Origin of the sequence: Candidatus Methylopumilus turicensis (assembly GCF_000953015.1) — a bacterium.
GTDB lineage: Bacteria > Pseudomonadota > Gammaproteobacteria > Burkholderiales > Methylophilaceae > Methylopumilus_A > Methylopumilus_A turicensis.
On sequence record NZ_LN794158.1, the window covers coordinates 352,124 to 378,426 of the forward strand.

A 26,303-nucleotide genomic window follows, 5' to 3' on the forward strand; every position below is an offset into this window, starting at 1 on the left:
TATTTATTGGTAGAGCTGATGTTGTTGAATGTAGTGAATAACATGGCTCGGCATTACATCGCTGACATTAGTTTTGGATGCGATGTTTTCTCGAATTTGTGTAGATGAAATGTCCAAAGCCGCAATTTCTTGCATTAATATTTTTCCGTTGGCGGAGTTTTTAAGGGCATTTAGATGGTTGGTTTGATGCTTTTCAACGAGAGACTCAATCTTAGCGTTCCAAGTTAAGTCTTCAGATTGCGGGCGTTTGACCACCACAAAATGGCAGTAGTCGAGCAGCTCATTCCAGCGATGCCATGTGTGCAACCTTGCGAAAGCATCCGAACCTATCAGCCAGCAAATACTGACTTTGTCGCCAAGTTCTTCACGTAATGAAATGAGACTATCGATGGTGTAGGACGGGCCTGCGCGATCAAGTTCGCGGCTATCAATCTGAAATGTGGGATGGTCAACAATCGCAAGTTTTACCATGTCAGCGCGTTGTTCTGCGCTGACGTTTGGCAAATCTTTTAATGCAGGAATTGCAGCAGGCATGAAACGAACTGTCTCAAAAGCAAGCGTTTGTTGTAAGCGTTCAGCAAGGTGCAGGTGGCCGTTATGGATGGGATTAAACGTACCGCCTAAAATACCTATCATGAATGATATTTAAGCGCGAACATGCCCATCACCCAATACGATGTATTTGAGTGAGGTTAAGCCATCAAGACCAACTGGGCCGCGGGCATGGAGCTTATCCGTTGAGATGCCAATCTCAGCGCCCAAGCCATATTCAAAGCCATCTGCAAAGCGTGTGGATGCATTTACCATGACGCTGCTTGAGTCCACTTCGCGCAAGAAACGGCGTGCTTTGGTGTAATTCTCAGTCACGATGGCTTCGGTATGCTGTGATGAATGCTGATTGATATGTGCAATCGCTTCATCTAAGCCCTCAACCACTTTGCAGGAAATAATCGCATCTAAATATTCCGTATAAAAATCTTCTTCTGATGCTTTCTTAGCGGCTGGGACCAACGCACAAGTTTCTGCACAACCACGAATCTCAATACCTTTGCTGATCAACATCTCAGCAATTTTTGGCAGCATGCTGTGGGATACGCTACGTGCCACCAACAAAGATTCTGTGGTGTTGCAAGTGCCAAGACGTTGCGTTTTTGAGTTCTCAACGATGCGTATAGCCTTTTCAAAATCAGCTTCATCATCTACATAAACGTGACAATTCCCATCTAAATGCTTAATCACAGGAATGCGTGCGTCGGCTGAAATGCGCTCAATGAGGCCTTTGCCACCTCGCGGCACGATGACATCCACAAACTCTTTCATGGTGATGAGTTCGCCAACCGCAGCACGATCCGTGGTTTCGACGACTTGCACTGCGGCTTTTGGTAGGCCTGCAGCCGCTAAGCCTTCATGTACTAACTTTGCCAAGGCTTGGTTGCAATGAATAGCTTCTGAGCCGCCACGAAGAATGGTGGCATTGCCGGATTTAATACATAAGCCGGCCGCATCCACTGTTACATTTGGACGTGCTTCGTAAATGATGCCTATTACGCCAAGTGGTACGCGCATTTTGCCAATCTGGATACCAGAAGGGCGATACTTCATATCGCTGATTTCGCCAATTGGGTCGGCAAGGCTCGCAATTTGCTGAAGGCCTTCAGCCATTGTCGCAATAGATTTTTCAGTGAGTGTGAGGCGGTCTAACATGGCTGCTTCCATGCCTGCAGCTTTTGCTGCTGCAAGATCTTGTTGGTTGGCGGCAAGTAGTGCATCTTTTTCACGCAAAATCGCTTTAGCGATGGTGGTGAGTGCTAAGTTTTTGGTGTTGGTTTCAGCTTTTGCCATGGCGCGTGAAGCGTTGCGCGCTTCAACTCCAACATTGTGCATATACGATTTAATGTCCATCAGTGTTCCTAACCTTCTTTTTAGCGGCTTCTGGCTCTTGTGCCAACTCTTGCCAGGCCAAAGCATAATCTTGAAATTTCTAGCCAAGCATCGCCTTGCATCATGCCTTTTGCGGTTTTATCAATGTCGGCGAGTTTTAGTAATGCGGCTTGTAATTGTTTTAAGCTTAATCGGCCAACCGCTTGCTTGGCAAGCGCTTGTTTTGGGCCAAATACCTTGGCTTGCACCATGGCGCTGTTTAAGTTTTCACCACGTGCTTCGGCCTGCTTGATTTTGACTAATGGCGTAATCGCCCAAATCAGTGGGTTCATCACAGCAACAGCTTGTGCGCCCTCGTCCTTCAGGCCATCTAAAATACGCACGGTGCGATCAACATCGCCTGCCAATACGGCCTCGCCAAGTTGCACTGCGTCAAAGCGCGAAACATTGAGCACGGCTGCACGGACATCATCCCCAGCAATGACGCCAGCAGGGAAGAGCAAGCCTAGTTTTTGTATCTCTTGATGCGCGGCAAGTAAATTACCTTCCACTTGGTTTGCCATAAAAGTTAAAGTTTCCGCATCAGTACTTTGCTTTTGCAAAGCCAAACGGGTTGCAATCCATGGTGGCAATTGCGCTGGTCCAACTTCGCGCAATTCAATAAATACGCTGTTTTGTTGCAGCGCTGTGTACCAAGCGCTCTTTGCATCTCGCCAATCTACCGCTGGCAAAATAACCACAGTGACAGTATCAGGCAATGCTTCAGCTGCTAATGCTTGAAGTGCTTTGCTACCATCAAGGCCAGGTTTGCCTGTAGGGATATTAATTTCAAGCAAGCGTTGGCTGGCAAACAATGACATGGCCTGACCGAATTCAGCAATTTGTCCCCAATTAAAATAACGGTCAGAAGTTAAACTGGTCCGTTCATCAAAACCTAATTCACACGCTTTGGCACGAATAGCATCTAAACATTCCCGCTGAGATAAAGGCTCATCTCCCGTGAGCACATAGAGCGGTTTAAGACCGCTGCTTAAATGTTGGGAGAGTTGTTGTGGCGCCAAATTCATATTTGAACATATAGGCGGTTGGCCTATTTCACTGCCTTGGCTTTAGGTTTTTGTGCAACTAAGCGACGCATGAGTTCTCTTGTAGCATCGCGGCGCATATCTTCATAAAGCATGGCTTCTTCGTAAGATTTGGCGAGCAATTCAGTATCTAAATATGAAAAATCACGACGACTTTCAATGATTTGTTCTTGGCCCCAAAGCTCTTCTGACGCGTCACGCACGCGAAATTTTATGCGATAGAACAACTCAAACTCACGAACAGAACCTGTGCCGCCCAATGAAAGAATGCGCTTTTCAACGCCATCACTCATTAGCTCTAGCATCACTTCTGCTTCTTCCGGCTCAGTCACAATCTTAACCCCGTTGGTTTTAAGTGCGCTGATTAAGTCTTTAGAAATACTCGCAGAGCCCTTCATGTAAAGCTTACTGAATGCCAAATCAGCCACGCCACGTAAATGAAATCCGCAGGCCGCAACGACAAAGGCCAGCATCAGAATAGTTAAGCGACGAGCGATAGTGCTTTGCATAATTACCCCACAACAATATTGACGAGTTTATTCGGCACGACAATGATTTTACGCACAGCCGAACCCTCTTCTAGGAATTTTTGCACAAACGGTTGTGCAAGTGCATGTTGCTCAATGGCTTCTTTTGCCATGGTTTTAGCCACGGTGATGCTACCACGCAATTTCCCATTGACTTGCACTACCAGCTCTACCTCATCTTGTACCATCGCAGATTGGTCGGCACTTGGCCATGTGGCATCCTCAATCACAATGTCTTGACGCAGTTCAGCCCACAAAGCTTGGCAAATATGCGGCACGATAGGAGATAGGAGTAGTACAACATTCTCTAGTACTTCTTGGCGTACGCTACGTGTGACGGCATCCTCGCCCTCGATTTTGCCGTAAGCGTTCATGAGTTCCATCACGGCAGCAATGGCCGTGTTGAATGTTTGGCGACGACCATAGTCATCCGTAATTTTTTCAATCGTTTGATGAAGTTGGCGACGAAGGGTTTTAACTTCGGCAGTTAATTCACCCGTTTTGTAAGCAGCTACAGCACCATTTTCTAAATGCGTTGCCACAAATGTCCACAAGCGTCGCAAGAAACGATGTGCGCCTTCCACACCGCTGTCAGCCCATTCCAAGCTTTGCTCAGGAGGTGCAGCAAACATCATAAATAAACGTGCAGTATCTGCGCCGTAAGTGTCGATAAGCGCTTGCGGGTCAACTGTATTGCCCTTAGATTTACTCATCTTGGTGCCTTCTTTTAGCACCATGCCTTGTGTGAGCAAATGAGTAAACGGCTCATCATTTTTGAGCAGGCCAACATCACGCATCAATTTGTTAAAGAAGCGCGCGTAAAGTAGATGCAAAATCGCATGTTCAATCCCGCCAATATATTGATCAACAGGCAACCAATAGTTTGCGCGTTCATCCACCATGCCGGTGTGGCAGTCAAAGCTTGCGTAGCGTGCAAAGTACCATGAAGACTCGAAGAACGTGTCCATGGTGTCGGTTTCACGCGTGGCTTTGCCGCCACAACTTGGGCAAGTCGTTTCGTAAAAGCTTGGGTCTTTTTTAATTGGTGAGCCTACGCCATCCATCACCACGTCTTCTGGTAAGCGCACAGGCAATTGGTCAGCAGGCACTGGCACCTCGCCACAGCTAGCACAATGCACGATAGGGATAGGGCAGCCCCAATAGCGCTGACGTGAAACACCCCAGTCGCGCAAACGATATTGTGTGCGACGTTTACCTAAATTCTTAGTAGTGAGTGCTTCAGCGATTTTGCTTGATGCGCTATCAAAATCCAGGCCATCAAACGCGCCAGAGTTAAACAAAACGCCATGTTCTGTAAAAGCGGCAGTCAGCGGAAGATCAAGCTCGGTACCTTGTGGCTTAATCACAACCTTCATAGGTAAACTGTATTTGTTCGCAAACTCAAAGTCGCGCTCATCATGTGCTGGCACAGCCATGACAGCACCTTCGCCGTAGCTTATGAGTACATAGTTAGCTACCCAAACTGGCAATTGCTCGCCAGTGATTGGATGCTGAACGAATAGCCCAGTTGCCATGCCTTTTTTCTCGGCAGTCGCCATGTCGGCTTCAGCCACGCTACCCATTTTGCACTCTTGAATAAATGCTTGTAGTGCAGGGTTGTTCTCAGCCGCTTGGGTTGCAAGGGCGTGCTCTGCAGCAACAGCGACATAAGTTGCGCCCATCAATGTATCTGGACGTGTGGTGTAAACCTTAAGATTGCCATTGCCACCAACGATAGGAAACTCAACTTCACAGCCGTAACTTTTACCTATCCAATTGCGTTGCATGGTTTTGACTTGCTCAGGCCAGCCTTCAAGTTTATCGAGGTCAGCTAACAACTCATCGGCATAAGCCGTGATTTTCATAAAGTATTGCGGAATGTCGCGTTTTTCAACCACCGCCCCAGAGCGCCAGCCTTTACCATCAATCACTTGTTCATTCGCAAGCACGGTTTGGTCAACAGGGTCCCAATTCACCGTGGCCGTTTTTTTGTAGATGAGGCCTTTTTTGAATAGCTCCGTGAATAACCATTGTTCCCAGCGGTAATACTCTGGGGTGCAAGTGGCAATTTCTCTATCCCAAGAAATCCCTAAGCCTAAAGACTTGAGTTGCTCTTTCATGTGCTCGATATTGCTGTATGTCCAACCAGCAGGCGCCACATTGTTTTTGATTGCTGCATTTTCAGCAGGCAAGCCAAATGCATCCCAGCCCATCGGTTGCATCACATTAAAACCACGCATGCGATGGAAACGGCTTAGCACATCACCAATCGTGTAATTGCGGACATGACCCATGTGCAATCGACCACTTGGATAAGGAAACATGGATAAGCAGTAATACTTAGGCTTATCGCTCTTTTCAGTCGCCTTAAAAGTTTGATTGGTTTCCCAATATTGCTGGGCGCGTTCTTCGATTTCTTTAAATGGATACTGCTGTTGCATGGCAAATATTTTTGTGTGGATAAATAAGCCTGAATTATACCTTGAAGCCAAAGGGATGTGCGGAAGCATCAACGAATTGCTCTGGTGTTTGAGGCAATAAAAAAGCCATCCTGAGGATGGCTTTTACAGGGCTATTTTTTACTTAGACATTAAATCTAAAGTGCATCACATCGCCATCTTGCACGATATATTCTTTTCCTTCTAAACGCATCTTGCCAGCCTCTTTTGCGCCTTGCTCGCCTTTGTGAGCAACATATTCGTTAAAGGCAATCACTTCTGCGCGAATAAAGCCACGTTCAAAGTCTGTATGAATAACGCCGGCGGCTTGTGGTGCGGTTGAGCCTTTGCGGACTGTCCAAGCACGAACTTCTTTAACACCAGCGGTGAAGTAGGTTTCTAGGCCGAGTAGGGCATATGCCGCGCGTACTACGCGGTCTAAGCCTGGCTCAGTTAAGCCTAGCTCTTCTAAGAATAAAGCTTTGTCTTCATCTTCAAGGTCTGAGATTTCTGCTTCAATTTTTGCGCAGATGCTCACTACTGGTGAACCTTCTTTTTTGCCAAGCTCTACAATTGAATCAAGGAGTGGGTTATTGTTAAAGCCTTTCTCATCAACGTTTGCGATGTACATGACTGGTTTAACAGTGATCAGGCAGAGTGGCTTGAGTAAGTGCAATTCGTCAGCATCTAAGCCTAAGGTGCGAACAGCTTTGCCTTCATCTAAGCCTTTTTGGACTTTGGCCAATACCGCACAAAGGGCAATCGCTTCTTTATCGCCTGATTTCGCTTTTTTACTTTCGCGTTGAACCGTTTTGTCGACGGTTTCCATATCAGCGAGTGCAAGTTCGGTGTTGATGGTTTCAACGTCTGAAAGCGGATCAACTTTATTGGCAACGTGCACCACGTTAGCATCATTAAAGCAACGTACCACGTGTGCAATCGCATCTGTTTCGCGGATGTTAGCCAAGAATTTGTTACCTAGGCCTTCACCCTTTGATGCCCCAGCCACCAAGCCTGCAATGTCCACAAACTCAACAATGGCGGGTTGTACTTTTTGCGGATTGACGATATCAATCAATGGTTTCATGCGTGGGTCAGGCACTTCAACAATGCCGACGTTAGGCTCGATGGTGCAGAAAGGGTAGTTCTCTGCGGCGATGCCTGCTTTGGTAATGGCATTGAAGAGCGTTGATTTACCTACGTTTGGTAGGCCGACAATTCCGCATTTCATATTTTTTCCTGTTCAATAAATTCGTAACTAATTTTTAGTGTGCAATTTTAACATTGCTGCTTCAAATTCGCCTTTTAATAGCAAAGGAAGCAGTGTCGTGCTTTGATCTATATTTTCTTCAATGGCGCGCATTTCATCGCGACTTGGGTCGTGTAATACAAAATTTGCCACCGCATTTTTATCACCTGGGTGGCCGATGCCTAAGCGTAAACGCCAAAAATCAGGGGTGCCTAGCTGTGCAGTAATATCTTTAAGACCGTTGTGTCCGCCATGCCCGCCACCTTTTTTGAGCTTCACGGTGCCGGGGGGTAGATCTAATTCATCGTGCACCACTAAAACTGACTCAGGCGCAATTTTATAAAACTTAGCCAGTGCCGCGACTGCACGCCCGCTGGCATTCATGAAGGTTGTTGGTTTGAGTAGCCATGCTTCATCATTGCTGGATTTTAAGCGGCCAGCATGACCAAAAAACTTGGCTTCAAGGTTGAGCTTGCTCCCTGTTTCGGCGCAGATTTGATCCACCCACCAAAAACCTGCATTGTGGCGGGTGGATTCATATTGGGCGCCTGGGTTGCCTAGTCCAACGATTAGTTTGATTTGACTCATAGCCTATTGTCGCTCATCCAGCCTAAAATAATTTCACAGCCTGAAAATAATAACGCGCGTTCCGGAAAAACCGAAACGCGCGTTTTAGAGGGCTTTCACACAGAGTGTAAAGCACATCAGCGATTAAGCTGCTGGCGTTGCTTCCTCAGCTGCAGCAGCTGCACCGCCGCGAGTTTTTGCAATGCTTGCAACAGCAACGTCGGCACCATGCGCTAATTGAACGAACTCAACACCTTTAGGCAATTTGATTTCTGACAAGTGTACTGAGTGACCCATTTCTAAATTAGCCAAATCAACCTCGATAAACTCTGGCAAGTCTTTTGCCAAGCAGCTTACGTCAGCTTCAGTAGCGATGTGAGCTACAATGCCGCCGCCCACTTTTACGCCAGGAGCGATGTCTGCATTCACGAAGTGCAATGGCACTTTAACGTGGATTTTTTCTGTTGCGCTAACACGTTGAAAGTCGATGTGTTGAATGGTGTTGCGCACTGGATGCATTTGATAGTCACGTAACAATACTGACTCTTTTTTGCCATCTAAGTTAAGCGTTAAGATAGAGGCGTGGAATGCTTCATGGCGGAATTCCATGAACAAGGCTTTCATATCAAATTCAACGCTTACTGCGTCTTTACCAGCACCATAAACCACACCTGGTACTTTAGCTGAACGGCGAAGACGGCGGCTCGCACCCGTACCTTTCGCTGCACGTGTTACTGCTGAAATTTCAATCGTCATTTTTACTACTCCTAAATTTAACCAAAAAACATTTTGGCTTTTTAAAAACTGTTATCCGCGACCAGATAACAGGGTGTGATGCCATTGTTGCCAATGGCATCGAAACTTTAATTAATCTTCAAATAATGAGCTGACAGAGTCTTCATTGCTAATGCGGCGGATGGTTTCAGCCATTAATTCACCTACGCTTAGTTGGCGAACTTTTTTGCATGAAGCTGCGTCTTCACGCAGTGGAATGGTGTCTGTAACAACTAATTCATCAAGTTCTGAAGCGGTAATACGCTCGATCGCAGTGCCTGAAAGCACGGGGTGAGTGCAGTAAGCCACAACCTTGATTGCGCCTTTTTTCTTAAGTGCTGATGCGGCTTCACAAAGTGTATTGGCTGTGTCGACCATGTCATCCATGATCACGCATGTACGGCCTGTAACATCACCAATGATGTTCATCACTTTAGCCACATTGGCTTTTGGACGACGTTTGTCGATAATCGCTAAATCTGAACCCATTTGCTTAGCGAGTGCACGTGCACGAACTACGCCACCAACGTCTGGTGAGACGACAACTAAGTTGTTGTGGTTTTGTTTTGTTAGATCATCCAGCAATACAGGTGATGCATAAATGTTATCAACTGGAATTTCAAAGAAGCCTTGGATTTGATCTGAATGTAAATCCATGGTCAATAAACGGTTAACACCTACGCTGGTGAGCATATTGGCCACTACTTTTGCAGTAATCGCAACGCGGGCAGAGCGTGGACGACGATCTTGACGTGAGTAGCCAAAGTAAGGAATGGCTGCCGTAATGCGACCAGCAGATGCGCGGCGAAGCGCGTCAACCATGACCATCACTTCCATTAACGTGTCATTGGTTGGGGCGCAAGTTGATTGCAACACAAACACGTCTTTACCACGTACGTTATCTTGTAACTCAACCATGACTTCGCCATCGCTAAAACGGTCAACGGTAGCACGACCCAACTCCATGCCTAAGTGTTTAGCCACTTTTTTGGCGAGTTTCGGATTGGCCGTACCTGTAAACACCATCATGTCGCCTTTGGCCACAGTGGATTCCTTTTAAGCTATTAAAACAAAAAAAGCGTGTAATGCTACACGCTCCATATTGCAATACTGGCTGGGGAAGAAGGATTCGAACCTTCGCATGCCGGAATCAAAATCCGGTGCCTTAACCAGCTTGGCGACTCCCCATTTGATCTTTACCTAAAGTACAGGAACCAAATTATACAGCGGATGCTGTGATAATCCGAGTGCCGCTACACAAAATATTTCAGTATTCGCAATCTCTTTTGGCGCGGTTTTGACAAAATTATTTGCCTCAGCTAAATCCTTAACTGCCACAAAAACTGATGCTCCAGAACCACTCATTCGTGCTTGTGAGAATTGATTTAACCAATTGAGACAAGCCTTTACGACTGGATATTTCTGAACAACCACTGCTTCGAGATCGTTATGAAAATGTTGGTTTTCATGTTCAAACACTAGGCTTTGTTTTTCTTTACCGATTTGCATCGAATTCAGCATCTTGGAAAAGGCCGCTATTGTCGTGGGAAACGTGTTTCTTGTCAATTCCTCAGTGCTAAAAATTTCAGGCGTGGAAACGTGTACTTTGGGTGTCACAATCACATAAGTAGCGGTTGGCAGGGGAATAGCCTGCATTTTTTCGCCGATACCTTCTACCCAAGCGTTTTTTCCGAAAATAAAAAAAGGTACATCGGCGCCAAGTGTTAAGCTCAATTCCATTAATACTTTTCGGCTGAGGCCCAAGTGCCAAAGATGGTTTAATGCTATCAAAACGGTTGCAGCATCTGAACTTCCGCCACCCAAGCCACCGCCCATTGGAATGTTTTTTATTAGACCAATATCAACGCCCAAACTGCATTGAGTTTGCATCTGTAGGAGTCTGGCCGCTTTTACGCATAAATCTTGATCTGCTGGCACATTGGCATGTTCAGTAACGCGAGTAATGAGGCCATCTTCACGTACTTTTAGAAAAACAGAATCATATAAATCGACGAGTTGAAATACACTTTGTAGCAAGTGGTAGCCATCATCGCGGCGGCCAGTAATATGCAAAAATAAATTAATTTTTGCGGGCGCTAAAAAAGCTTGATAGCCAAGATCCAGCAATTGTTTGCTTAATATTGTATTTTTTCTTAAGTTTGCCATTTTTGGCCTAGTGCGTTTGCGCAGAGTTGTTATCTGGAGTTGAGAGTGTTTGCGGCGTAATATCCCAGCTTTCAATCAGAATGCGTACATTCATTTTTGGATTGCGAAGATTAATTTTACTCGGCAAGGCTGGCTGGATTTCGCTCTGATATTGCAGGTAGCTAATTTCCCATCCGTCCTGATTAAATCTGCTGACTTGACCTTTTTCATCCCAAGCAACCCCAGAAACGGCCCCTTGGGCCGGACGTCCAACAATCCAGTCGGATAGTTTCGATAATGGTAAGCGCCAGCCTAATGTTAATGCAGTGAGGGTCTCTGCGTCCTCAGCTCTGATCGTTTTGCCGTCTGATGAGGTTAAGATGGCGCCGTTAGTATTTTTTACAATGGCGGCCATTTTACTTCCAAGCGGTGAATATAAATCGATCACATCATTTTCTTTTGTGTGTATCCAATGAATGTTGCCAGAAACACCGTAGCCTTGGCTTTGAACACCCATTCTTCCATTGATTTTAAAGTCGACGACAGGCAACAAATTCGCTTGGTGGCGTTGCGCTTGGGCTGGAACGATTGGTGTTTCTGATATTGATGAATAACTGGGTTGGTGATTAGGGGTTGATGGTGTTGGGCGCACCGTTGCACAACTAGAAATTAATGCGCCAGACATCAACAAAAGAAGACTGGCGCATGAAACCTGGAACAGGGGCATAGGGGTCAATACTAAGGCTTAAATTTCTTAATCGTTTTAAGAATTACTTCATTTTGAGGGCTTGCTTTTATGCCTTCATCCCATATTTTGTTCGCTTCATCGTGCTTGCCTTGTTTCCAAAGCACTTCACCTAAATGCGCTGCAATTTCGCTATCGTTCTGTAAGTTGTAGGCTTTGTTTAAGAACTCATAAGCCTTATCAAGATTACCTAATCGGTATTGTACCCAGCCCATACTGTCCATAATGTAATGATCACCTGGGCTAAGTTCTAAAGCTTTTGCAATCAGTTTGTTTGCTTCTTCAAGTTTAACGTTTCGGTCTGCAAACGAATAGCCGAGTGCATTGTAGGCTTGAACAAAGTTTGGTTTAATTTTAATCAGCAAACGCAATTGCGTTTCTAGCACGCTGTATTGTTGAACGCGCTCTGCAGCCATCGCATATTCATAAATCAGTTCATTAGTATTGGGCATGTTGGCAACCGCTTTGCCTAATAACTCATAAGATTCCTGGTAGCGTTTTGATTGGGCCAATATGTTGGCTTGTGCTGTAATGACTTGTGCTAATTGAATATCACTCAAATTCTCGAGGTCATCCAACATCTTAATCGCGATATCAGCACCTTGACTACGAGCGATGACATTGGCTGCGCTTAATTTTGCATCTAAATAATGATCATTTTGCGGAGCACTTGTATTGCTTGCCCGCTGTTGAACCTTGTTATACCAATTGATTGCTTCAGTATCGTTTTTGTTTTTCTCAGCAATTTGACCTAAGTATAGATAAATGGGGTCCTTATTTTTGATTTCGCTATCAAGTGCTTGTAAGAAATACTTTTCAGCATCGTTGAATTGATTGCTTTGGACAAATAAAAGCCCAACAACGACCAAAATCTCGGGATTTTGAGGCGCAAGTTTGGTTAATTTAACTAACTCGGGTTTAGCCTCATTGAAACGAGATTGCTTAATCAACATCCTTGCCAAATTCAGGCGCGCATCATTTGCATCAGCATTGTCATTTAGAAAATTGCGATAGAAACCAATCGCTTGTTCTGGTGAGGTGGTGTAGAGAATGTCGGCCTGTTGAATCGCAGCAATTTCCCAATGGGGTTTTAATTGATTTGCTCGAGCGGACTCTGTAAGTGCCAGCGCAAGATTGTCGGCTTGAAATGCAGCTTGTGCCAAAGTGAAGTGCGCTTCTGCTAACTGCGGATAGGGGGCTGCCAGATCCTGCACTAATTGCAAGACAGCACTTCGATTCGCTTGGTGTGAAAACAAATTATTCAGATATAAAAAGCTGTTGCTTTGCGTTTCTGTATTTTCAAGCAGTTTTTGCAAAAGTGGTTTGGCAGCAATTAAATCACCATTAATGACATAAATTTGTGCCGCCGTTTGCTGCGCTTCTGTGGAGTTGGCATCCAGCTCAACCCAAAGTTTGGCTGTTTCTAAAGCGGCTTGGGCATTTTTACTGTACATGGCTACTTTTGCTGCGCGCTCAGCTAAACGAACATCTCGACTCGATTTCGCAAGGTCATAGAAAAGCTGGGTTGAAATGCCTAACTCACCTTTTTGTCCGGCAACCTCCGCTGCCAAGTACTTAAAGACGAACTCGGCATTCGCTTCGGTTTGTACTGGCTTAGATGCTGCCTCAGCAGAAATAGCACAAGGGGCTAGTGTTATCGAATAAAGTCCAATTGAAATCGCTACAAGCAGTGATTTTTTTTTGAAATTAAGCAATAAATTTGAGTTTTTTAGCATGATGTGGGGTTTGTTTCTTCGCTGATAGTGAATGAACTTGATGATGCTTAGTCCGTGACACCTTATGCAAGTTCATCCATAATGAGAGCTGACTATAGCTTTTTAATTGAAACTTTCCAATAGGCTTTGTTTCAAAGTGATGAGTGTTGAAGAAAAAGTGGTCAGTTGATTGCCCGGCGCTTGACAATTGTCAGGCGTTTTTTTAATTTAATCTGCCACTAATCTAGAGGCAATGTAATTTTGATTTGGTCTTGCCAAATAATGTGGAGTCTTTAATTTTTTATGACTACTTTAACTGTTGAAGCAAACAATTTAACGCGCATTTACGGCGGCCGCGAGGCGGTCAGTGATGTCAGCTTTACTTTAAGTAAGGGCGAAGTGCTTGGTTTTCTGGGCCCTAATGGTGCTGGCAAATCAACGACCATGAAAATGCTGACTGGTAATTTAGCCCCCAGCAAAGGTAGCGTGCAAATTTGCGGCGTAGATATGATCGAAAACCCGAAAGAGGCAAAAGCGCTGATTGGGTATTTGCCAGAAACCCCCCCTTTATATCGTGAATTTACCGTTGATGAGTTTTTGGCTATTGCGGCGCGTCTTCATGGCGTTAGCGGCAAACACATTAAAACAGCGGTTCAGCGCGCTAAAGAGCGTTGTGGCTTAACCGAAATGAGCAAGCGCTTGATTGAAAACTTATCTAAAGGTTACCAACAGCGTGTTGGGATTGCACAAGCGATTATTCACAACCCCATGGTGGTGATTTTGGATGAGCCAACCGTTGGTTTAGATCCAATTCAGATTCGTGACATCCGTGCGCTAATTAAAGAGCTCGGTGGTGAGCATAGTGTCATTCTTTCGACGCACATTCTTCCTGAGGTTGAGATGGTTTGTGATCATGTACAAATTATCGACAAAGGTAAGTTGGTGTTTAACGGTTCAATCGATATTCTTAAACAGCAACGTCACGGTAATAAATTAGTCATCGGTTTAAATAACGCGCCAGCGCATGGCGAGTTGCTGAAGGTGGCGGGGGTTGAGTCAGTTGAAGCGCTACCAAATGGATTAATAAGCGTTCGCTATGCAGCAGGTCAAATGCCAGCGGAAGCATTGGTTCAAGCGGCTGTTTCAAAAGGTTGGGGTTTGCATCAAATTAATCCAGACCAAACTAGTCTTGAAGACGTATTCGTACAATTGACTTACCAAGACGCTGTCGCTTAAGTGTCTTCAGTCTAATTTAGAAAGCAAAAGTTATGATTTTAAAAGTCGCAAGAAAAGAGCTTAAAAGCGTATTTGCCTCTCCAATGGGCTGGGTGATTTTGGCACTGCTGCAATTTGGGTTTGGTACTTATTTTTTAAATGGAGTGAATGAGTATTTTGAAGTCATGTCTGGCGCAATTCGCCCAGCAGAGCGCACTGGTGTGACCATGTTTATTGGACAGAGTGTATTCGGGTTGGCTTCTTTCGTGATGCTTTTCTCTGTTCCCCTACTTTCAATGCGCTTAATTAGCGAAGAGCGCCGAAGCAATACATTAACCTTTTTATTCAGTGCGCCATTGTCATTAACCGAAATCGTGCTTGGTAAATTCATTGGACTGGTCTCGTTCTTAAGTATTTTGGTGATGATGATTGCCGTCATGCTTTGCACACTTAACGCTTGGGCAGATGTTGACTTTGGCTACTTATTTTCAAATGTGCTTGGTCTTTGGTTATTAGTGGCGAGTTTTTCTGCAATGGGGCTTTATTTTTCTAGCCTTACTGCTCAGCCAGTGGTTGCAGCGATCATCACGTTCATTGCGCTATTTGGTCTGCTCATCGTCGATCGCTTTTTAACGGGGGATGAAACAAGCGTAGTGAACTATCTTTCGCTCATGCATCACTTCCAGCCTTTTGCACGCGGACTAATTGATACGGCCGATATTGCCTATTTCTTACTATTTATCATTACATTCTTAACACTAACGGTGCGTCGTCTTGATGCCGACCGTCTTCGTGGCTAATCGGGTATTTCATTATGAAAATTAATCACAAACTGCGTTTGCAATTGCTCATGCAAAATAGTTTTTTTGTTATTTTGTTTTTGGTCTTGGTGTCTCTAGTTGGCTACTTAAGCCGTGAATATCATGTGGCCCGCGACATCACGCAAAGCAATCGTAATATTTTGACCGAAGGCAGTATCAACGTACTCAAGCAAATGAAGGGTGATGTGAATGTCACCGTATTTGCCTCAGAAGATAATACGGCGCATGGCGAAAACTATCGTAAAGGCGTGCGTGACTTTATTTCGCGCTTCCAGCGCACAAAGCCTAATATTCATGTGGCCTTTGTAAGTCCAGCTGCACAGCCAAAACTTGCACAAGAGGCCGGCATTAAAGCCGAAGGTGAGTTGGTGGTTGAATACCAAAAGCGTAGCGAGCACTTATTGCCGCCATACGCTGAGCAAGAAATGACCAATTTGTTGGTGCGTCTGTCCAGAAGCCATGAAAAGCCTGTGATGTATTTGGATGGGCATAGTGAGCGTAATTTGATCGGTGTCAAAAACAATGACCTTGGCGGGTTCGGCGAGCAATTGCAGAAGAAAGGATTTAAACTATTTAATCCTGATTTAACGATTGCTCAGGACGTTCCGATGAATGGCTCTATGTTGGTCATTGCTAGCCCACAGGTGAATGTCGGTGCAGTTGAAGTGCAAAAAATTAAACGATATCTGGATAATGGTGGCAATTTGCTTTGGTTGTTGGATGACAATAATTTGCATGGTTTAGATGAGATTGCAAATTACATCGGCTTAGAAGTGTCCAAAGGTATGGTGATCGATGGCTCCGCTTCGCAATACGGTGTTGATCCTAAATTCGCATTTGCGAGCCAGTATGGTGAGCATGCCATTACTAAAAACTTCATGTTACGCACGATGTTTCCGGAAGCCAGGAAAGTGACTGCTTATGGTACTGATGCGAATGGCTGGAAAGTCAGCAATATTATCGATGTTGCGCCAAATGGTTGGTTGGAAAACAACCCCAAAGAATTGGATGCTAAAGCATCTAAAGCAGTATTTGATGAAAAAGAAGACGTTAAGGGGCCGACTAATATTGCTGTCGCTCTAGATCGTATTTATGGCAAAAAAGGGCAGCGTGTCGTGGTTGTGGGTAACGCTAACTTTCTCTCTAATACTCACATTACCAGTGAATCCAATCTCGACTTGGGTTTAAATATGGTGAACTGGTTGGCGGGTGATGATAGCTTGATTACTATTCAACCTAAGCCACTGAAGGATATGAACGTGACAATTCCTCAATCAGGCTGGGGTCACTTTTGGGCAATGATTGTTTTTATGCCGATTTTCGGTGTTTCGTTCGGTTTATTCCAAATTATTATTCCGTTAGCGCTATTAGTGACTGGCGTCGTTTTATGGTGGAAGCGTCGCAAAGCTTAATCGCTAGAGATAATCATTAAAGGATAGAAGAATGAAGTCACGTTGGTTAGTTAATGTGCTGCTTTTGTTGATCGTGTTGGGCGTTGGTGCGTTTATTAAATTTCGCCCCCAACAAGAGATAGTTAAGGCGACGAGTTATGAAGTATCTTCGCTTAAGCTGAGTTCGTTCAACAATGTCAGTGTTGAATTTCCTACTAAAGCCCCGATTGCTTTTGAAAAGGTGGATGGCTATTGGTACATTGCCAAACCTTACAAGGCTCGCGCTGACCAAATGTTGGTGATGCGTATTCTGTCATTGGTAGCAGCAAAAAGCGCACAAAAGTTTCCAGCTACTGATCTAGCGCAGTTTGGTCTCGATCAGCCCAAATTAAAGCTTAAGTTTGATGATGCTGAATTTGTATTTGGCACCTTCAATCCAGTGACCTCGGAGCAGTATGTTGCCCATGACAATCATGTATATTTGCTCCCAGTCAGCTACGCCGAGAGTGCTCAGTCTCCACTGGAAGAATATTTGGACAAAACGCCATTTAAACCAACGGAGCAAAAGAAAATTGTTGGTTTTGATCTCTCTCACTTAGAACAGTGGGAAGAGGTACGGTTGAATGTCGATTTGATCGATGGTAAGTGGACGGCATCTCCTGCCAAAGCAAAACCAACTCAGAAGGAAATGAATGAATGGTTTGACTCATTATGGCGCAATATCAGCGTTCAGCGTGTCACGTCATACACCCCGGATCGAAAAGTGGCTTATCCATCGTTTGAAGTGAAGCTGAGTGATGGTCACAAAGTACATTTTGATAAAATACAAGAATCGCCCGAGCTTTTATTGGGTCGTCCGGATGAAGGCATGATGTACCATGTGCCACCTGATATTGGATTTAGTTTGCTCAATCCACCCGTCAATCTCGGTAAGTAATTTTTGCCAGAACTCCCAGAAGTAGAAACGACCATGCGGGGCATTGCCCCCTTGGTCGATCAAAAGGTGAGTAGTGTTGTTATTCGACACCCAACCTTACGCTGGCCCATTCCAGCGCATCTTGTTGACACGCTTCCCCACGCCAAGCTTTCCAGATTAACCCGTCGCGCTAAATATATTTTGGCGGATTTTAATGATGTGAACGATGGCCATTTGGGCACTTTGATTTTGCATCTTGGGATGTCTGGCCGCATTTGTTTATTGGCACAAGATGAAGCGGCTGCGAAGCATGATCACTTTGATATTCACTTTGTGAATGGACAGGTGTTACGTTTGCGCGATCCAAGACGGTTTGGTGCTGTGCTATGGGTGGACGCCAATGAAAGCTTAGCAGAGTTTGCCTTAATTAAATCACTGGGTCCTGAGCCGCTTGAAGCCTGCTTTACGGGCGAGTATTTGTATCGTCAACTGAAAACCAAAAGTACTGCCATTAAAATCGCCATCATGGACAGTCATTTAGTCGTCGGTGTTGGCAATATCTATGCAAGTGAGTCTTTGTTTCGTGCCAAAATAAACCCCAAAACCCCTGCTAATAAAGTTAGCAAAGTAAAATGTGAGCGTTTAGTGGTGGAAATTAAAGCCACACTGGTTGCAGCGATTGAGGCGGGCGGGAGTAGTTTGCGCGATTTCTTTGGTGCAGATGGCAATCCTGGCTACTTTCAACAAACGTATTTTGTCTATGGCAGAACAGATGCGCCTTGTAGAGAGTGCGGCGCACCGATTAGTCAAATTAAACAAGGGCAACGATCGACATTTTACTGTGCGGAGTGCCAGCACTAGTCGTTCAATGTTTAATGCCGATGTATTTGTGCAGCATGTTCGTGTAAGAAGTCGTGTTGATGCTCCTTAGGAGGGTCTTTAATATATTTTGGCAGCAATGACCCAACTAACATCCCCACGCCACTTGCCATAAGCCCTGCTAATTGTGCTGGAATAAATGGATCATCTGGACCAACCGTCAATAATGTTAACCAGGTGACAACCCCTAAAAAGATGGAAAGTAGGGCGCCTTGATTATTCGCTTTCTTCCAATATACACCGCAAGCAAGTGGAACAAATGCCATGACCAATGTCACTTGGTAGGCTTTTTCAACCATGCTAAAAATGCTTGCTTCCGAATTGACTGCATACAATGTGACGAGTAGCGTAAAGCTGAATGTCACCACGCGCATATAGTTGAGCACCACATGATCTGCAAGCCTGGCGCCTTTTAAGCGCTTAATCAGGATGGGCTTGATGATGTTTTCGGTAAAGGTCACTGATGGGGCAAGCAGCGTGGCAGACGCGCAACTCTTGATGGCAGATAATAAGGCGCCAAAAAATAGCACTTGCGCAACGAGAGGAGCATGTTGCAGCACAAGTGTGGGTAAGATCATTTGTGGGTCATTATCAATATGCTCAGCTACCATTTTAGGGTCGATAAGTGTGGCTGAGTAAACTAAGAACATTGGCACAAAGGCAAATAAAAAATAAAGAGCACCTCCTATCAGGGAGCCCCATATTGCAATGTTGACTGTTTTGGAAGACTGGACGCGTTGAAACACATCCTGTTGTGGTATTGAACCCAGCATAATGGTGATCCACGCGGCAAAGAATCCAATTATTTCCTTAGCATTCGCATGAGGCCAAAACTCAAACTTTCCTGCCTGTCTTGCATGGTCAATCACAACAGACACCCCGCCAATTTGTCCGCTGAATTCATTGCCAATAAATAACATGCCGATAACTATCACGAGCATTTGAATAAAGTCAGTAATCGCAACTGCCCACATCCCACCAAAAAGCGTGTAAATGAGAATGGTGCTAGAGCCTATCCACATGCCAGTTATTTTGCTGATTTCCCCTGCTGAAACGATATTAAATACTAAGCCTAAGGCCGTAATTTGGGCACCAACCCAGCCGAGATAAGAGGCGACAATTGCGATTGAAGTGAGTGTTTCAGCGACGTGGCCATATCGTTTTCGATAGAAATCGCCAATGGTGATGAGGTTCATGCGGTAAAGCGGCGCAGCAAATAACAAGCCGACTAAAATTAAACACAGGGATGATCCAAAAGGATCAGCAACAACCCCATTTAAGCCATCTTTTAAGAATACGGCTGGAATGCCGAGGACCGTTTCAGCACCAAACCACGTTGCAAATACTGTGGCGACAACAATGTGCATGGGAAGGTGTCGGCCTGCGATCGCAAAGTCTTTTGATGTATGCACTTTAGTACCAGCATAAAGGCCGATGCCAACAGAGAGTACCCAGTAGCTAATGACCAACCAAAGGAGCAAGGTGCGTTACCTATCGTTAGGAAAATATGGAATGCTGCCAGATTGAACAATGGCAGCGCTTTTAAAACAAAGACGATTTTATCAAAAACTAGCTTGCTGGAATAGCGAGGCAGCACTATTGCTAAGTTTTTAGGCGAGGATGATGCGTTTCAAGGGTAAAATACCATCATGGAATCTTTACCAATTTTTATGAGAATAAAGGGCGCTCGCTGCGTGGTCATTGGGGGTGGCGAAGTTGCTACTCGCAAAGTGAGTATGTTGCTTAAGGCTGAAGCTGCGGTGGAAGTGATTGCGCCTGAGCTTTGTGATGCACTAAATGCACAGGTGCTGGCGAATGAAATCCAGTTTCGGCAAGCATTGTTTGAGCCTACGCAATTGACTGGTGCGGTGTTAGTGATCGCAGCAACAGATCATGAAGATGTAAACACGGCAGTTTCAAATGCCGCCAAAGCGCAAAATATTCCGGTCAACGTAGTGGATTCGCCTGCACTTTGCACGTTTACCATGCCATCGATCGTTGATCGCTCCCCAGTGGTGATTGCCATCTCTAGTAACGGTGCTGCACCTGTGCTTGCAAGGCTAATTCGCGGCAAGCTTGAGACCATGATTCCAGCTTCGTACGGCAGGCTTGCCTATTTGTCACGAGACTTTCGTGATGCAGTCAAAGCTAAATTTGCGGATACGCAATCTCGTCGTATTTTTTGGGAAAAAACCTTTCAAGGCCCAATTGCAGAATTGATGTTTTCTGGTCAAGAGCGTGCCGCAAATATTGCTTTAGCCGATGCAATCAAAGCAGAGGATAGCAAGGCTCAGCATGGTGAGGTTTATTTAGTGGGTGGTGGGCCGGGAGATCCCGATTTACTTACCTTTCGTGCGCTCAGATTGATGCAGCAATGCGATGTATGTGTCTACGATAAGCTGGTGAGCAAAGAGGTCATGGAGCTCGTTCGACGTGATGCTGAACTTATCAATGTGGGCAAGGCGCGTGACCAACATACGCTTCCACAAGAAGAAATAAATTTGCTCTTGGTCGCGCTGGCAAAAGAAGGCAAGCGAGTGCTCCGGCTTAAAGGGGGGGACCCGTTTATTTTTGGGCGGGGTGGTGAAGAAATAGAAACATTGATGGAGAATGGCGTGCCGTTTCAAGTGGTCCCTGGGATTACCGCTGCAAATGGTGTTTCTAGTTATGCGGGCATTCCATTGACCCATCGCGATTATGCTCAGTCATGTGTGTTTACTACGGGACATCTCAAATCGAAAGATGGGCAGTCGCATACCGTGGAATTGGATTGGCCCGCACTGGCAAGGCCAAATCAAACCGTGGTTATTTATATGGGCTTAATTGGGTTGGAGCAGATTTGCATACAACTCATCAAGCATGGGCTGGATGCAACAACGCCGGCAGCGATTGTTCAGCAAGGCACAACGCCGAAACAAAAAGTCGTGGTTGGGGATTTAAGTGATTTAGCAGCAAAAGCGGCTTTAGCTGAATTAAAGCCGCCATGTTTAATTATTGTGGGGCATGTAGTCAAGCTGCGAGAGAAGCTTGCTTGGTTTGAGCCTCGTTTAGATTAAATAAGGCTCAATTAAGTGGCAAGGTCAGTCTCACTTCTAAACCACCTTCCGGGCGATTAATTAAATCTAGTTTGCCACGGTGCAACTTAGTAATTCTGTCGCAAATTGCGAGCCCTAAACCACTCCCTTTGGTGTTGCCACGCGCAGTATCTAGACGTTCAAATGGTCTGAGAAGTCTTGACTTTTGGGCATCGGGAATTCCAGGGCCGTTGTCTAGCACGCTGACTAAAATGTTTTCCGCTTCAATCTTAGTGCTAATAATGACTTCGCCTTTCCCATAATTAAAAGCATTATCAATTAAATTACCTAAAAGTCTTTGCATCGCTAAAGGTCTAAGTGCAATGAGATGGGTGGGCGCAAGATGAAGGCTGAGTTTTCGGCCTGAGCGAACATGTCTTTCATAAAGTGATGTAAGCAATGCATTTAAATCAAGCATTTGGGTGGGCTCGCCTTCCACCCCTCGAACAAAATCGAGGAACTGATTGATAATGCCATCCATATCGGTAATGTCTTGAATCATGCCTTCTTTGTATGCGGCGCCTAGCGTATCAGGTAGCATCTCAATCGCTAGACGTAAGCGCGCTAATGGAGTGCGTAGGTCATGAGAAACGCCAGCCAGTAAAAGCGTTCTTTCCGAGTCCAGCAAAGCGAGTGATTCTGTCATTTGGTTGAAAGTGTGACTAACGGCCCTTAACTCATCAACACCCTCTTCAGGCAGCAGGATGGGTGTTTGGCCATTTCGAATCCGATCGGCTGCGCTAACAAGAAGTTTTAATGGTTTATTAATTCTAATCGCTGTCATGTAGGCGCCGATTAGCGACAGCAGAATCACTAATGCGCCCCAGTTTAGCCATTGCCAAGGAAAGTGTCGTTCAGCTTGCAGCCGTGGAATGACTACCCAATATTCATCTTGATCCATATTAAAGCTAATCCAAAGCCCAGGCACACCGAAATGGTTAATGGCGACCATCGTATCGCTACCCAGGGTGTTACGAATCTTTTTGGCGAGGATTTGAATGAATGGATCTTTAGGTAGAGGCTCAATTTCCTCCAGAATGTCTGCCGCATAGATGCGGACACCCTCGCGACCAGAAAGCTCAGATAACAATGCAGTCCTACGGTTTTCATGCGCAGCTAAAAGGGATGCTTTGGTGTAGTTGACAATGGTGATGGCTTGTAAGGCAGCGGCATTGGCACGAGGCTCACGTTCAAAGTAATCAAACAGTTGTAGGGCCGCAAATTGTCCGATTGTCAGCAAAATAGCGATAAGCAGCATCAGCCGTGAAAGAAGAGTACGAGGGAGCAGTTTCAACATACGAATCGATATTTGGTGGTAAAAACTAATGTTTGCCAGCTTCACCATCTGGGACGAATACATAACCAAAGCCCCACATGGTTTGAAGGTAGCGCGGATGTGCTGGGTCTGATTCTATGAGTCTTCTCAGGCGCGATACCTGTACATCGATACTACGATCAAAAACATCCAGTTCACGGCCGCGCGCCAGCTGCATCAGCCTGTCACGTGAAAGTGGTTGTCTTGGATGATCGATAAATACTTTTAACAACGCGTATTCGCCACTGGTAATGGTGATGTTTTCACCATGACGGGTAAGGCTGCGTGTTGAAGGATCAAATAAAAAATCACCAAATGCAAGGCTGCCTGGTATCAGTCCAGGGGCGCTTGGTTCTGTGCGCACTTGACGGCGCATAATGGCGTTGATTCTGGCCAGTAACTCACGTGGGTTAAATGGCTTTGGTAAGTAGTCATCTGCTCCCATTTCAAGGCCGATGATACGATCAACTTCGTCCCCCCGGGCTGTAAGCATAATGATAGGCATTGTGCTGCCAGCAGCGCGGAGCCGGCGGCAAATAGCTAAGCCATCTTCGCCGGGCAACATGAGGTCAAGCACCAGTAGATCGATATGTTCTTGAGCGATTGCGGCATCCATCTCGCTAGCGTCTGCGACCGTTTTGATGTTAAAACCTTGCTCAGATAAATAGCGCTGTAATAACTCGCGCATCCGCACATCATCATCAACCATCAATATTTTTTTTGCATTAGGGGTTTGTGATGGGGTACTCATCTTAGGGCCGCTCCATTCGCTTGCGAATTATCTAAACATTATTATACGATTTGCTGAGAGCTATTTAACAATTTAATTCGTTACATTTTCTTACAAACACGTTTTTGTGTGAAACACTCGATTTACATTCCTATAGCATCATGATCAACTTTGCAAAAATAGAAAAGCAAGTGTAATCTTGTATTTTGAACAAGCCATGAACTCACCTTCTTTTATTCAGTCTTACCAGTTGTAATTCTTGTTAAAACGGTTAGGAATGCATGATCATCAATCAAAACTTTAATGTTCTTAGCAAGCGATTTTACATAAATCCGATCAGCAATAAGGCTGATTTAGTCAGATTTGGTTTTATTAAAATCAGCCGTGCATTTCAGAATTTTCGTATAGTATTTGGCCTTTTCTTGTTGGTTTCAAGCACTGAATCGATGATGGCTGCCCCACGTGATAATCAAAACAATGATGAGGCAAGCAAAGCTCAGCAAGTCGAAAGCGCTAACCCAAAATCCTCAAATGAACCTGCCGGCGTGAATATGGATGACAATATTCGTTTGCGCCGTGCGCTAGATGAATACTCTCGTATGGTCGATCCTGCCCATGTTCAAATTGAAGAGCGTCGTCGTGTTATGCACAAGCGCTTGCAAGAGCGGTTTTCACAAACCGACAAAGACAATGATGGCACGGTTTCGCTAGAAGAAGCATACGACTCAATGCCTCAGTTAGCCCGTCATTTTGGTGCGGTTGATTTGAATGGTGACCGCTTAATTACCTTGGATGAACTTGAGGCCTTACAGGTTAGAATCATTGAGCGCCAACGAGTCGCTTCTGTGAAATCTGATCCACCTGAAGTTGAAAACACCAAGTCCAAGAACAAACAAAGTGTCGTAAATAACCGTAAAAACGCTTACTAAAAAGATTAGTGACATCTCTTCAGTCTTACAAATCCCTACTCCCTCATTAAGTTTTAACCTCTCATCTTTTAGTCTCTCATCCTGAACTGCCAGCCATCCATGGTGGTAAAAAACTAAACTTGCATATATAGTCTCGTTCAAGAAGCGACAAAGCTTCAGCTCAAATTGCGTGATCAATGTTGAGTAAATACTAATAACGAGAGGGTAATCACATGGCTGGTTTTTTTTCTAAAGAGCGCATCATTGCGCCTTCTTCCTATAATCGATGGCTAATTCCACCTGCTGCTTTAGCCGTGCATTTATGTATCGGCATGGCTTATGGTTTTTCGGTTTTTTGGAAGCCGCTAGGCAATGCTTTAATGGGGGCGGATGGTAAGCCGCTTGCCGCGTGTGCTGCTGGCGCAACGACTTTTGCAGAAAAGTTAAGTGGAACTGGTCGTGCATTGTTTGCAACGGATTGTAATTGGACCCAATTTGATTTGGGCTGGATGTATACCCTGTTTTTTGTATTGCTCGGTTGTTCTGCAGCGCTTTGGGGTGGCTGGCTTGAGCGTGCAGGGCCACGTAAAGCGGGTTCTGTAGCCACGCTATGTTGGACAGGCGGACTGCTTATTTCCGCCTTGGGTGTTTATACCCATCAACTCTGGATGATGTGGTTAGGCTCAGGGGTGATTGGTGGTGTAGGCCTTGGGCTGGGTTATATTTCACCCGTTTCTACGTTAATCAAATGGTTTCCAGATCGTCGTGGCATGGCGACAGGTCTTGCTATCATGGGTTTTGGTGGGGGTGCGTTAGTTGGCTCACCCATCGCTACTAAGTTAATGACTTACTTCGCAACGCCTACTGCGGTTGGTGTATGGCAAACATTTGTGGTGCTAGCCGTTGTCTACGCGATCTTCATGATTTGCGGCTCACTTGGCTATCGTGTTCCACCAACGGGTTGGCAACCTGCAGGATGGACGCCGCCAGCAGCCAAAGCAAACAATGGCATGATTGCAACGCGCCATGTCCATCTTAAAAACGCACACAAAACTCCACAATTTTGGTTGCTTTGGTTGGTGCTTTGTATGAACGTATCGGCCAGCATCGGTATTATTGGCGCGGCTGCACCAATGCTCCAAGAAACCTTTGGCGGCATTTTGATCCATCAGCCTGATTTAGGCTTTGCCGATATCAAAGCGGATGATGCATTGACGGCAGCAGCAGCAGCCATTGCGGCTGGTTTCGTTGGATTAATTTCACTCTTCAATATTTTTGGTCGAATCGCATGGGCAAGCTCATCTGACAAATTGGGTCGTAAACAAACTTACTTCATCTTCTTTGTATTAGGGGCCTTGTTGTATGTATTAGCAAGCTATGGTGCTGACGTGAAGTCGTTGGCAATTTTTGGCGCGGCTTTGTGTGTCATTGTTTCTATGTATGGCGGCGGTTTTGCAACCATTCCAGCCTATCTTGCAGATATGTTCGGCACACAGTTTGTGGGTGCGATTCACGGTCGATTACTCACTGCATGGTCAACGGCCGGCATTTTAGGCCCGGTGATTGTGAACTACATGCACGATATGCGAGTAGAGGCGAAGGTGCCTTTTGATCAAATCTACGCACCTATTTTCTATGTGTTAGCGGGTATGTTGGCAATTGGTTTTGTGGCGAACCTGTTAGTGCGACCAGTGGCTGATAAATACTTTATGACAGATGCTGAGTTAGCTGCTGAAAAAAAATTAGCACATGAACAAGCGGCGCCAGCTTCCAAAGCCGTTAGTGAACAAGCAAGGGGTGGCAAAGCCCTCGCTGTAATTGCTTGGGTTGCCGTGCTTATCCCAATTACCTTCGGTGTTTGGAGCACGCTTCAAAAGGCTTGGGCTTTATTTAGCTAACTTTGACTGAAGTTGAATCATCAAAACAGG

Annotated in this window: 23 protein-coding genes and 1 tRNA gene; 8 read left to right on the forward strand and 16 right to left on the reverse strand. The window is 45.3% G+C overall.

Annotated elements, in window-relative coordinates:
- Positions 1-3 precede the first annotated feature (3 nt).
- From nadD to BN1209_RS02020, 13 genes are all read right to left on the reverse strand, one after another.
- Complete coding sequence (nadD, locus tag BN1209_RS01960) at positions 4-636, reverse strand: nicotinate-nucleotide adenylyltransferase (RefSeq protein WP_045750717.1); 633 nt, start codon at positions 634-636, stop codon at positions 4-6.
- A gap of 9 nt (positions 637-645) precedes the next feature.
- Positions 646-1,902 (reverse strand): glutamate-5-semialdehyde dehydrogenase, encoded by a 1,257-nt coding sequence (locus tag BN1209_RS01965; RefSeq protein WP_045750718.1) that lies wholly within the window; start codon positions 1,900-1,902, stop codon positions 646-648.
- Positions 1,903-1,922: 20 nt separating this feature from the next.
- Positions 1,923-2,948, reverse strand: a complete 1,026-nt coding sequence (gene holA / locus BN1209_RS01970) for a DNA polymerase III subunit delta (RefSeq protein WP_045750719.1) — start codon at positions 2,946-2,948, stop codon at positions 1,923-1,925.
- Between the two features lie 23 nt (positions 2,949-2,971).
- On the reverse strand, positions 2,972-3,475 hold the full coding sequence (locus BN1209_RS01975; RefSeq protein WP_045750720.1) for an LPS-assembly lipoprotein LptE: 504 nt from the start codon (positions 3,473-3,475) through the stop codon (positions 2,972-2,974).
- 2 nt (positions 3,476-3,477) lie between these two features.
- Positions 3,478-5,934, reverse strand: a complete 2,457-nt coding sequence (gene leuS / locus BN1209_RS01980; RefSeq protein ID WP_045751901.1) for a leucine--tRNA ligase — start codon at positions 5,932-5,934, stop codon at positions 3,478-3,480.
- Positions 5,935-6,076: 142 nt separating this feature from the next.
- Positions 6,077-7,162 (reverse strand): redox-regulated ATPase YchF, encoded by a 1,086-nt coding sequence (gene ychF / locus BN1209_RS01985; RefSeq protein WP_045750721.1) that lies wholly within the window; start codon positions 7,160-7,162, stop codon positions 6,077-6,079.
- 27 nt (positions 7,163-7,189) lie between these two features.
- Positions 7,190-7,768, reverse strand: a complete 579-nt coding sequence (gene pth, locus BN1209_RS01990; protein ID WP_045750722.1) for an aminoacyl-tRNA hydrolase — start codon at positions 7,766-7,768, stop codon at positions 7,190-7,192.
- 123 nt (positions 7,769-7,891) lie between these two features.
- On the reverse strand, positions 7,892-8,503 hold the full coding sequence (locus BN1209_RS01995) for a 50S ribosomal protein L25/general stress protein Ctc (RefSeq protein WP_045750723.1): 612 nt from the start codon (positions 8,501-8,503) through the stop codon (positions 7,892-7,894).
- 111 nt (positions 8,504-8,614) lie between these two features.
- On the reverse strand, positions 8,615-9,550 hold the full coding sequence (locus BN1209_RS02000) for a ribose-phosphate pyrophosphokinase (RefSeq protein WP_045751902.1): 936 nt from the start codon (positions 9,548-9,550) through the stop codon (positions 8,615-8,617).
- Positions 9,551-9,632: 82 nt separating this feature from the next.
- Positions 9,633-9,709, reverse strand: a tRNA-Gln gene (locus BN1209_RS02005).
- Between the two features lie 12 nt (positions 9,710-9,721).
- On the reverse strand, positions 9,722-10,687 hold the full coding sequence (gene ispE / locus BN1209_RS02010; RefSeq protein WP_082048365.1) for a 4-(cytidine 5'-diphospho)-2-C-methyl-D-erythritol kinase: 966 nt from the start codon (positions 10,685-10,687) through the stop codon (positions 9,722-9,724).
- 7 nt (positions 10,688-10,694) lie between these two features.
- Positions 10,695-11,393, reverse strand: a complete 699-nt coding sequence (lolB, locus tag BN1209_RS02015; RefSeq protein ID WP_231855155.1) for a lipoprotein insertase outer membrane protein LolB — start codon at positions 11,391-11,393, stop codon at positions 10,695-10,697.
- An 11-nt stretch (positions 11,394-11,404) separates the two neighbouring features.
- Positions 11,405-13,147 (reverse strand): tetratricopeptide repeat protein, encoded by a 1,743-nt coding sequence (locus BN1209_RS02020; protein WP_045750724.1) that lies wholly within the window; start codon positions 13,145-13,147, stop codon positions 11,405-11,407.
- Between the two features lie 282 nt (positions 13,148-13,429).
- Between BN1209_RS02020 and BN1209_RS02030 the strand changes: the two genes are divergently transcribed.
- The 5 genes from BN1209_RS02030 to mutM are packed head-to-tail and all read left to right on the forward strand — an operon-like array spanning position 13,430 to position 18,330.
- Positions 13,430-14,362 (forward strand): ABC transporter ATP-binding protein, encoded by a 933-nt coding sequence (locus tag BN1209_RS02030; protein WP_045750726.1) that lies wholly within the window; start codon positions 13,430-13,432, stop codon positions 14,360-14,362.
- A gap of 32 nt (positions 14,363-14,394) precedes the next feature.
- Entirely contained in the window at positions 14,395-15,141 is a 747-nt protein-coding gene (locus BN1209_RS02035) for an ABC transporter permease (protein ID WP_045750727.1), read from the forward strand.
- 14 nt (positions 15,142-15,155) lie between these two features.
- Positions 15,156-16,574 carry a GldG family protein gene (locus tag BN1209_RS02040; protein ID WP_045750728.1) on the forward strand — a complete coding sequence of 473 codons (1,419 nt, stop codon included), beginning with the start codon at positions 15,156-15,158 and terminating at the stop codon, positions 16,572-16,574.
- A 31-nt stretch (positions 16,575-16,605) separates the two neighbouring features.
- Positions 16,606-17,490: a DUF4340 domain-containing protein gene (locus BN1209_RS02045; RefSeq protein WP_045750729.1), complete on the forward strand. Its 885-nt coding sequence runs from the start codon at positions 16,606-16,608 to the stop codon at positions 17,488-17,490.
- A 3-nt stretch (positions 17,491-17,493) separates the two neighbouring features.
- Entirely contained in the window at positions 17,494-18,330 is an 837-nt protein-coding gene (gene mutM, locus BN1209_RS02050; RefSeq protein WP_045750730.1) for a bifunctional DNA-formamidopyrimidine glycosylase/DNA-(apurinic or apyrimidinic site) lyase, read from the forward strand.
- Positions 18,331-18,341: 11 nt separating this feature from the next.
- On the opposite strand, the gene BN1209_RS02055 is transcribed toward mutM, so the two are convergent.
- The gene (locus tag BN1209_RS02055) at positions 18,342-19,829 is read right to left on the reverse strand and encodes a high affinity choline transporter 1 (protein WP_045750731.1); all 1,488 of its coding nucleotides are present in this window, start codon (positions 19,827-19,829) and stop codon (positions 18,342-18,344) included.
- 168 nt (positions 19,830-19,997) lie between these two features.
- Between BN1209_RS02055 and cysG the strand changes: the two genes are divergently transcribed.
- Positions 19,998-21,404 (forward strand): siroheme synthase CysG, encoded by a 1,407-nt coding sequence (gene cysG / locus BN1209_RS02060; RefSeq protein ID WP_045750732.1) that lies wholly within the window; start codon positions 19,998-20,000, stop codon positions 21,402-21,404.
- A 7-nt stretch (positions 21,405-21,411) separates the two neighbouring features.
- Here cysG and BN1209_RS02065 read toward each other — a convergent pair whose 3' ends face one another.
- Complete coding sequence (locus BN1209_RS02065) at positions 21,412-22,719, reverse strand: ATP-binding protein (RefSeq protein WP_320408774.1); 1,308 nt, start codon at positions 22,717-22,719, stop codon at positions 21,412-21,414.
- Between the two features lie 25 nt (positions 22,720-22,744).
- Positions 22,745-23,488 (reverse strand): osmolarity response regulator transcription factor OmpR, encoded by a 744-nt coding sequence (gene ompR, locus BN1209_RS02070; RefSeq protein WP_045750734.1) that lies wholly within the window; start codon positions 23,486-23,488, stop codon positions 22,745-22,747.
- 425 nt (positions 23,489-23,913) lie between these two features.
- On the opposite strand from ompR, the gene BN1209_RS02075 reads away from it, so the two are divergent.
- The gene (locus BN1209_RS02075) at positions 23,914-24,396 is read left to right on the forward strand and encodes an EF-hand domain-containing protein (RefSeq protein WP_045751905.1); all 483 of its coding nucleotides are present in this window, start codon (positions 23,914-23,916) and stop codon (positions 24,394-24,396) included.
- A 212-nt stretch (positions 24,397-24,608) separates the two neighbouring features.
- On the forward strand, positions 24,609-26,273 hold the full coding sequence (locus tag BN1209_RS02080) for an OFA family MFS transporter (RefSeq protein ID WP_045750735.1): 1,665 nt from the start codon (positions 24,609-24,611) through the stop codon (positions 26,271-26,273).
- The last annotated feature ends 30 nt before the right edge of the window (positions 26,274-26,303 follow it).

Bases quoted from the DNA above. Each gene is read 5' to 3' on its own strand.
- lolB (WP_231855155.1), bottom strand. From the start codon at position 11,393: ATGCCCCTGTTCCAGGTTTCATGCGCCAGTCTTCTTTTGTTGATGTCT.
- BN1209_RS01965 (WP_045750718.1), bottom strand. From the start codon at position 1,902: ATGGACATTAAATCGTATATGCACAATGTTGGAGTTGAAGCGCGCAAC.
- ompR (WP_045750734.1), bottom strand. From the start codon at position 23,488: ATGAGTACCCCATCACAAACCCCTAATGCAAAAAAAATATTGATGGTT.
- BN1209_RS02035 (WP_045750727.1), top strand. From the start codon at position 14,395: ATGATTTTAAAAGTCGCAAGAAAAGAGCTTAAAAGCGTATTTGCCTCT.
- pth (WP_045750722.1), bottom strand. From the start codon at position 7,768: ATGAGTCAAATCAAACTAATCGTTGGACTAGGCAACCCAGGCGCCCAA.
- BN1209_RS02040 (WP_045750728.1), top strand. From the start codon at position 15,156: ATGAAAATTAATCACAAACTGCGTTTGCAATTGCTCATGCAAAATAGT.
- BN1209_RS01975 (WP_045750720.1), bottom strand. From the start codon at position 3,475: ATGCAAAGCACTATCGCTCGTCGCTTAACTATTCTGATGCTGGCCTTT.
- BN1209_RS02065 (WP_320408774.1), bottom strand. From the start codon at position 22,719: ATGTTGAAACTGCTCCCTCGTACTCTTCTTTCACGGCTGATGCTGCTT.
- BN1209_RS02080 (WP_045750735.1), top strand. From the start codon at position 24,609: ATGGCTGGTTTTTTTTCTAAAGAGCGCATCATTGCGCCTTCTTCCTAT.
- nadD (WP_045750717.1), bottom strand. From the start codon at position 636: ATGATAGGTATTTTAGGCGGTACGTTTAATCCCATCCATAACGGCCAC.
- BN1209_RS02000 (WP_045751902.1), bottom strand. From the start codon at position 9,550: ATGATGGTGTTTACAGGTACGGCCAATCCGAAACTCGCCAAAAAAGTG.
- leuS (WP_045751901.1), bottom strand. From the start codon at position 5,934: ATGCAACAGCAGTATCCATTTAAAGAAATCGAAGAACGCGCCCAGCAA.
- BN1209_RS02020 (WP_045750724.1), bottom strand. From the start codon at position 13,147: ATGCTAAAAAACTCAAATTTATTGCTTAATTTCAAAAAAAAATCACTG.
- BN1209_RS01995 (WP_045750723.1), bottom strand. From the start codon at position 8,503: ATGACGATTGAAATTTCAGCAGTAACACGTGCAGCGAAAGGTACGGGT.
- holA (WP_045750719.1), bottom strand. From the start codon at position 2,948: ATGAATTTGGCGCCACAACAACTCTCCCAACATTTAAGCAGCGGTCTT.
- ychF (WP_045750721.1), bottom strand. From the start codon at position 7,162: ATGAAATGCGGAATTGTCGGCCTACCAAACGTAGGTAAATCAACGCTC.
- BN1209_RS02045 (WP_045750729.1), top strand. From the start codon at position 16,606: ATGAAGTCACGTTGGTTAGTTAATGTGCTGCTTTTGTTGATCGTGTTG.
- cysG (WP_045750732.1), top strand. From the start codon at position 19,998: ATGGAATCTTTACCAATTTTTATGAGAATAAAGGGCGCTCGCTGCGTG.
- ispE (WP_082048365.1), bottom strand. From the start codon at position 10,687: ATGGCAAACTTAAGAAAAAATACAATATTAAGCAAACAATTGCTGGAT.
- BN1209_RS02075 (WP_045751905.1), top strand. From the start codon at position 23,914: ATGATGGCTGCCCCACGTGATAATCAAAACAATGATGAGGCAAGCAAA.
- BN1209_RS02030 (WP_045750726.1), top strand. From the start codon at position 13,430: ATGACTACTTTAACTGTTGAAGCAAACAATTTAACGCGCATTTACGGC.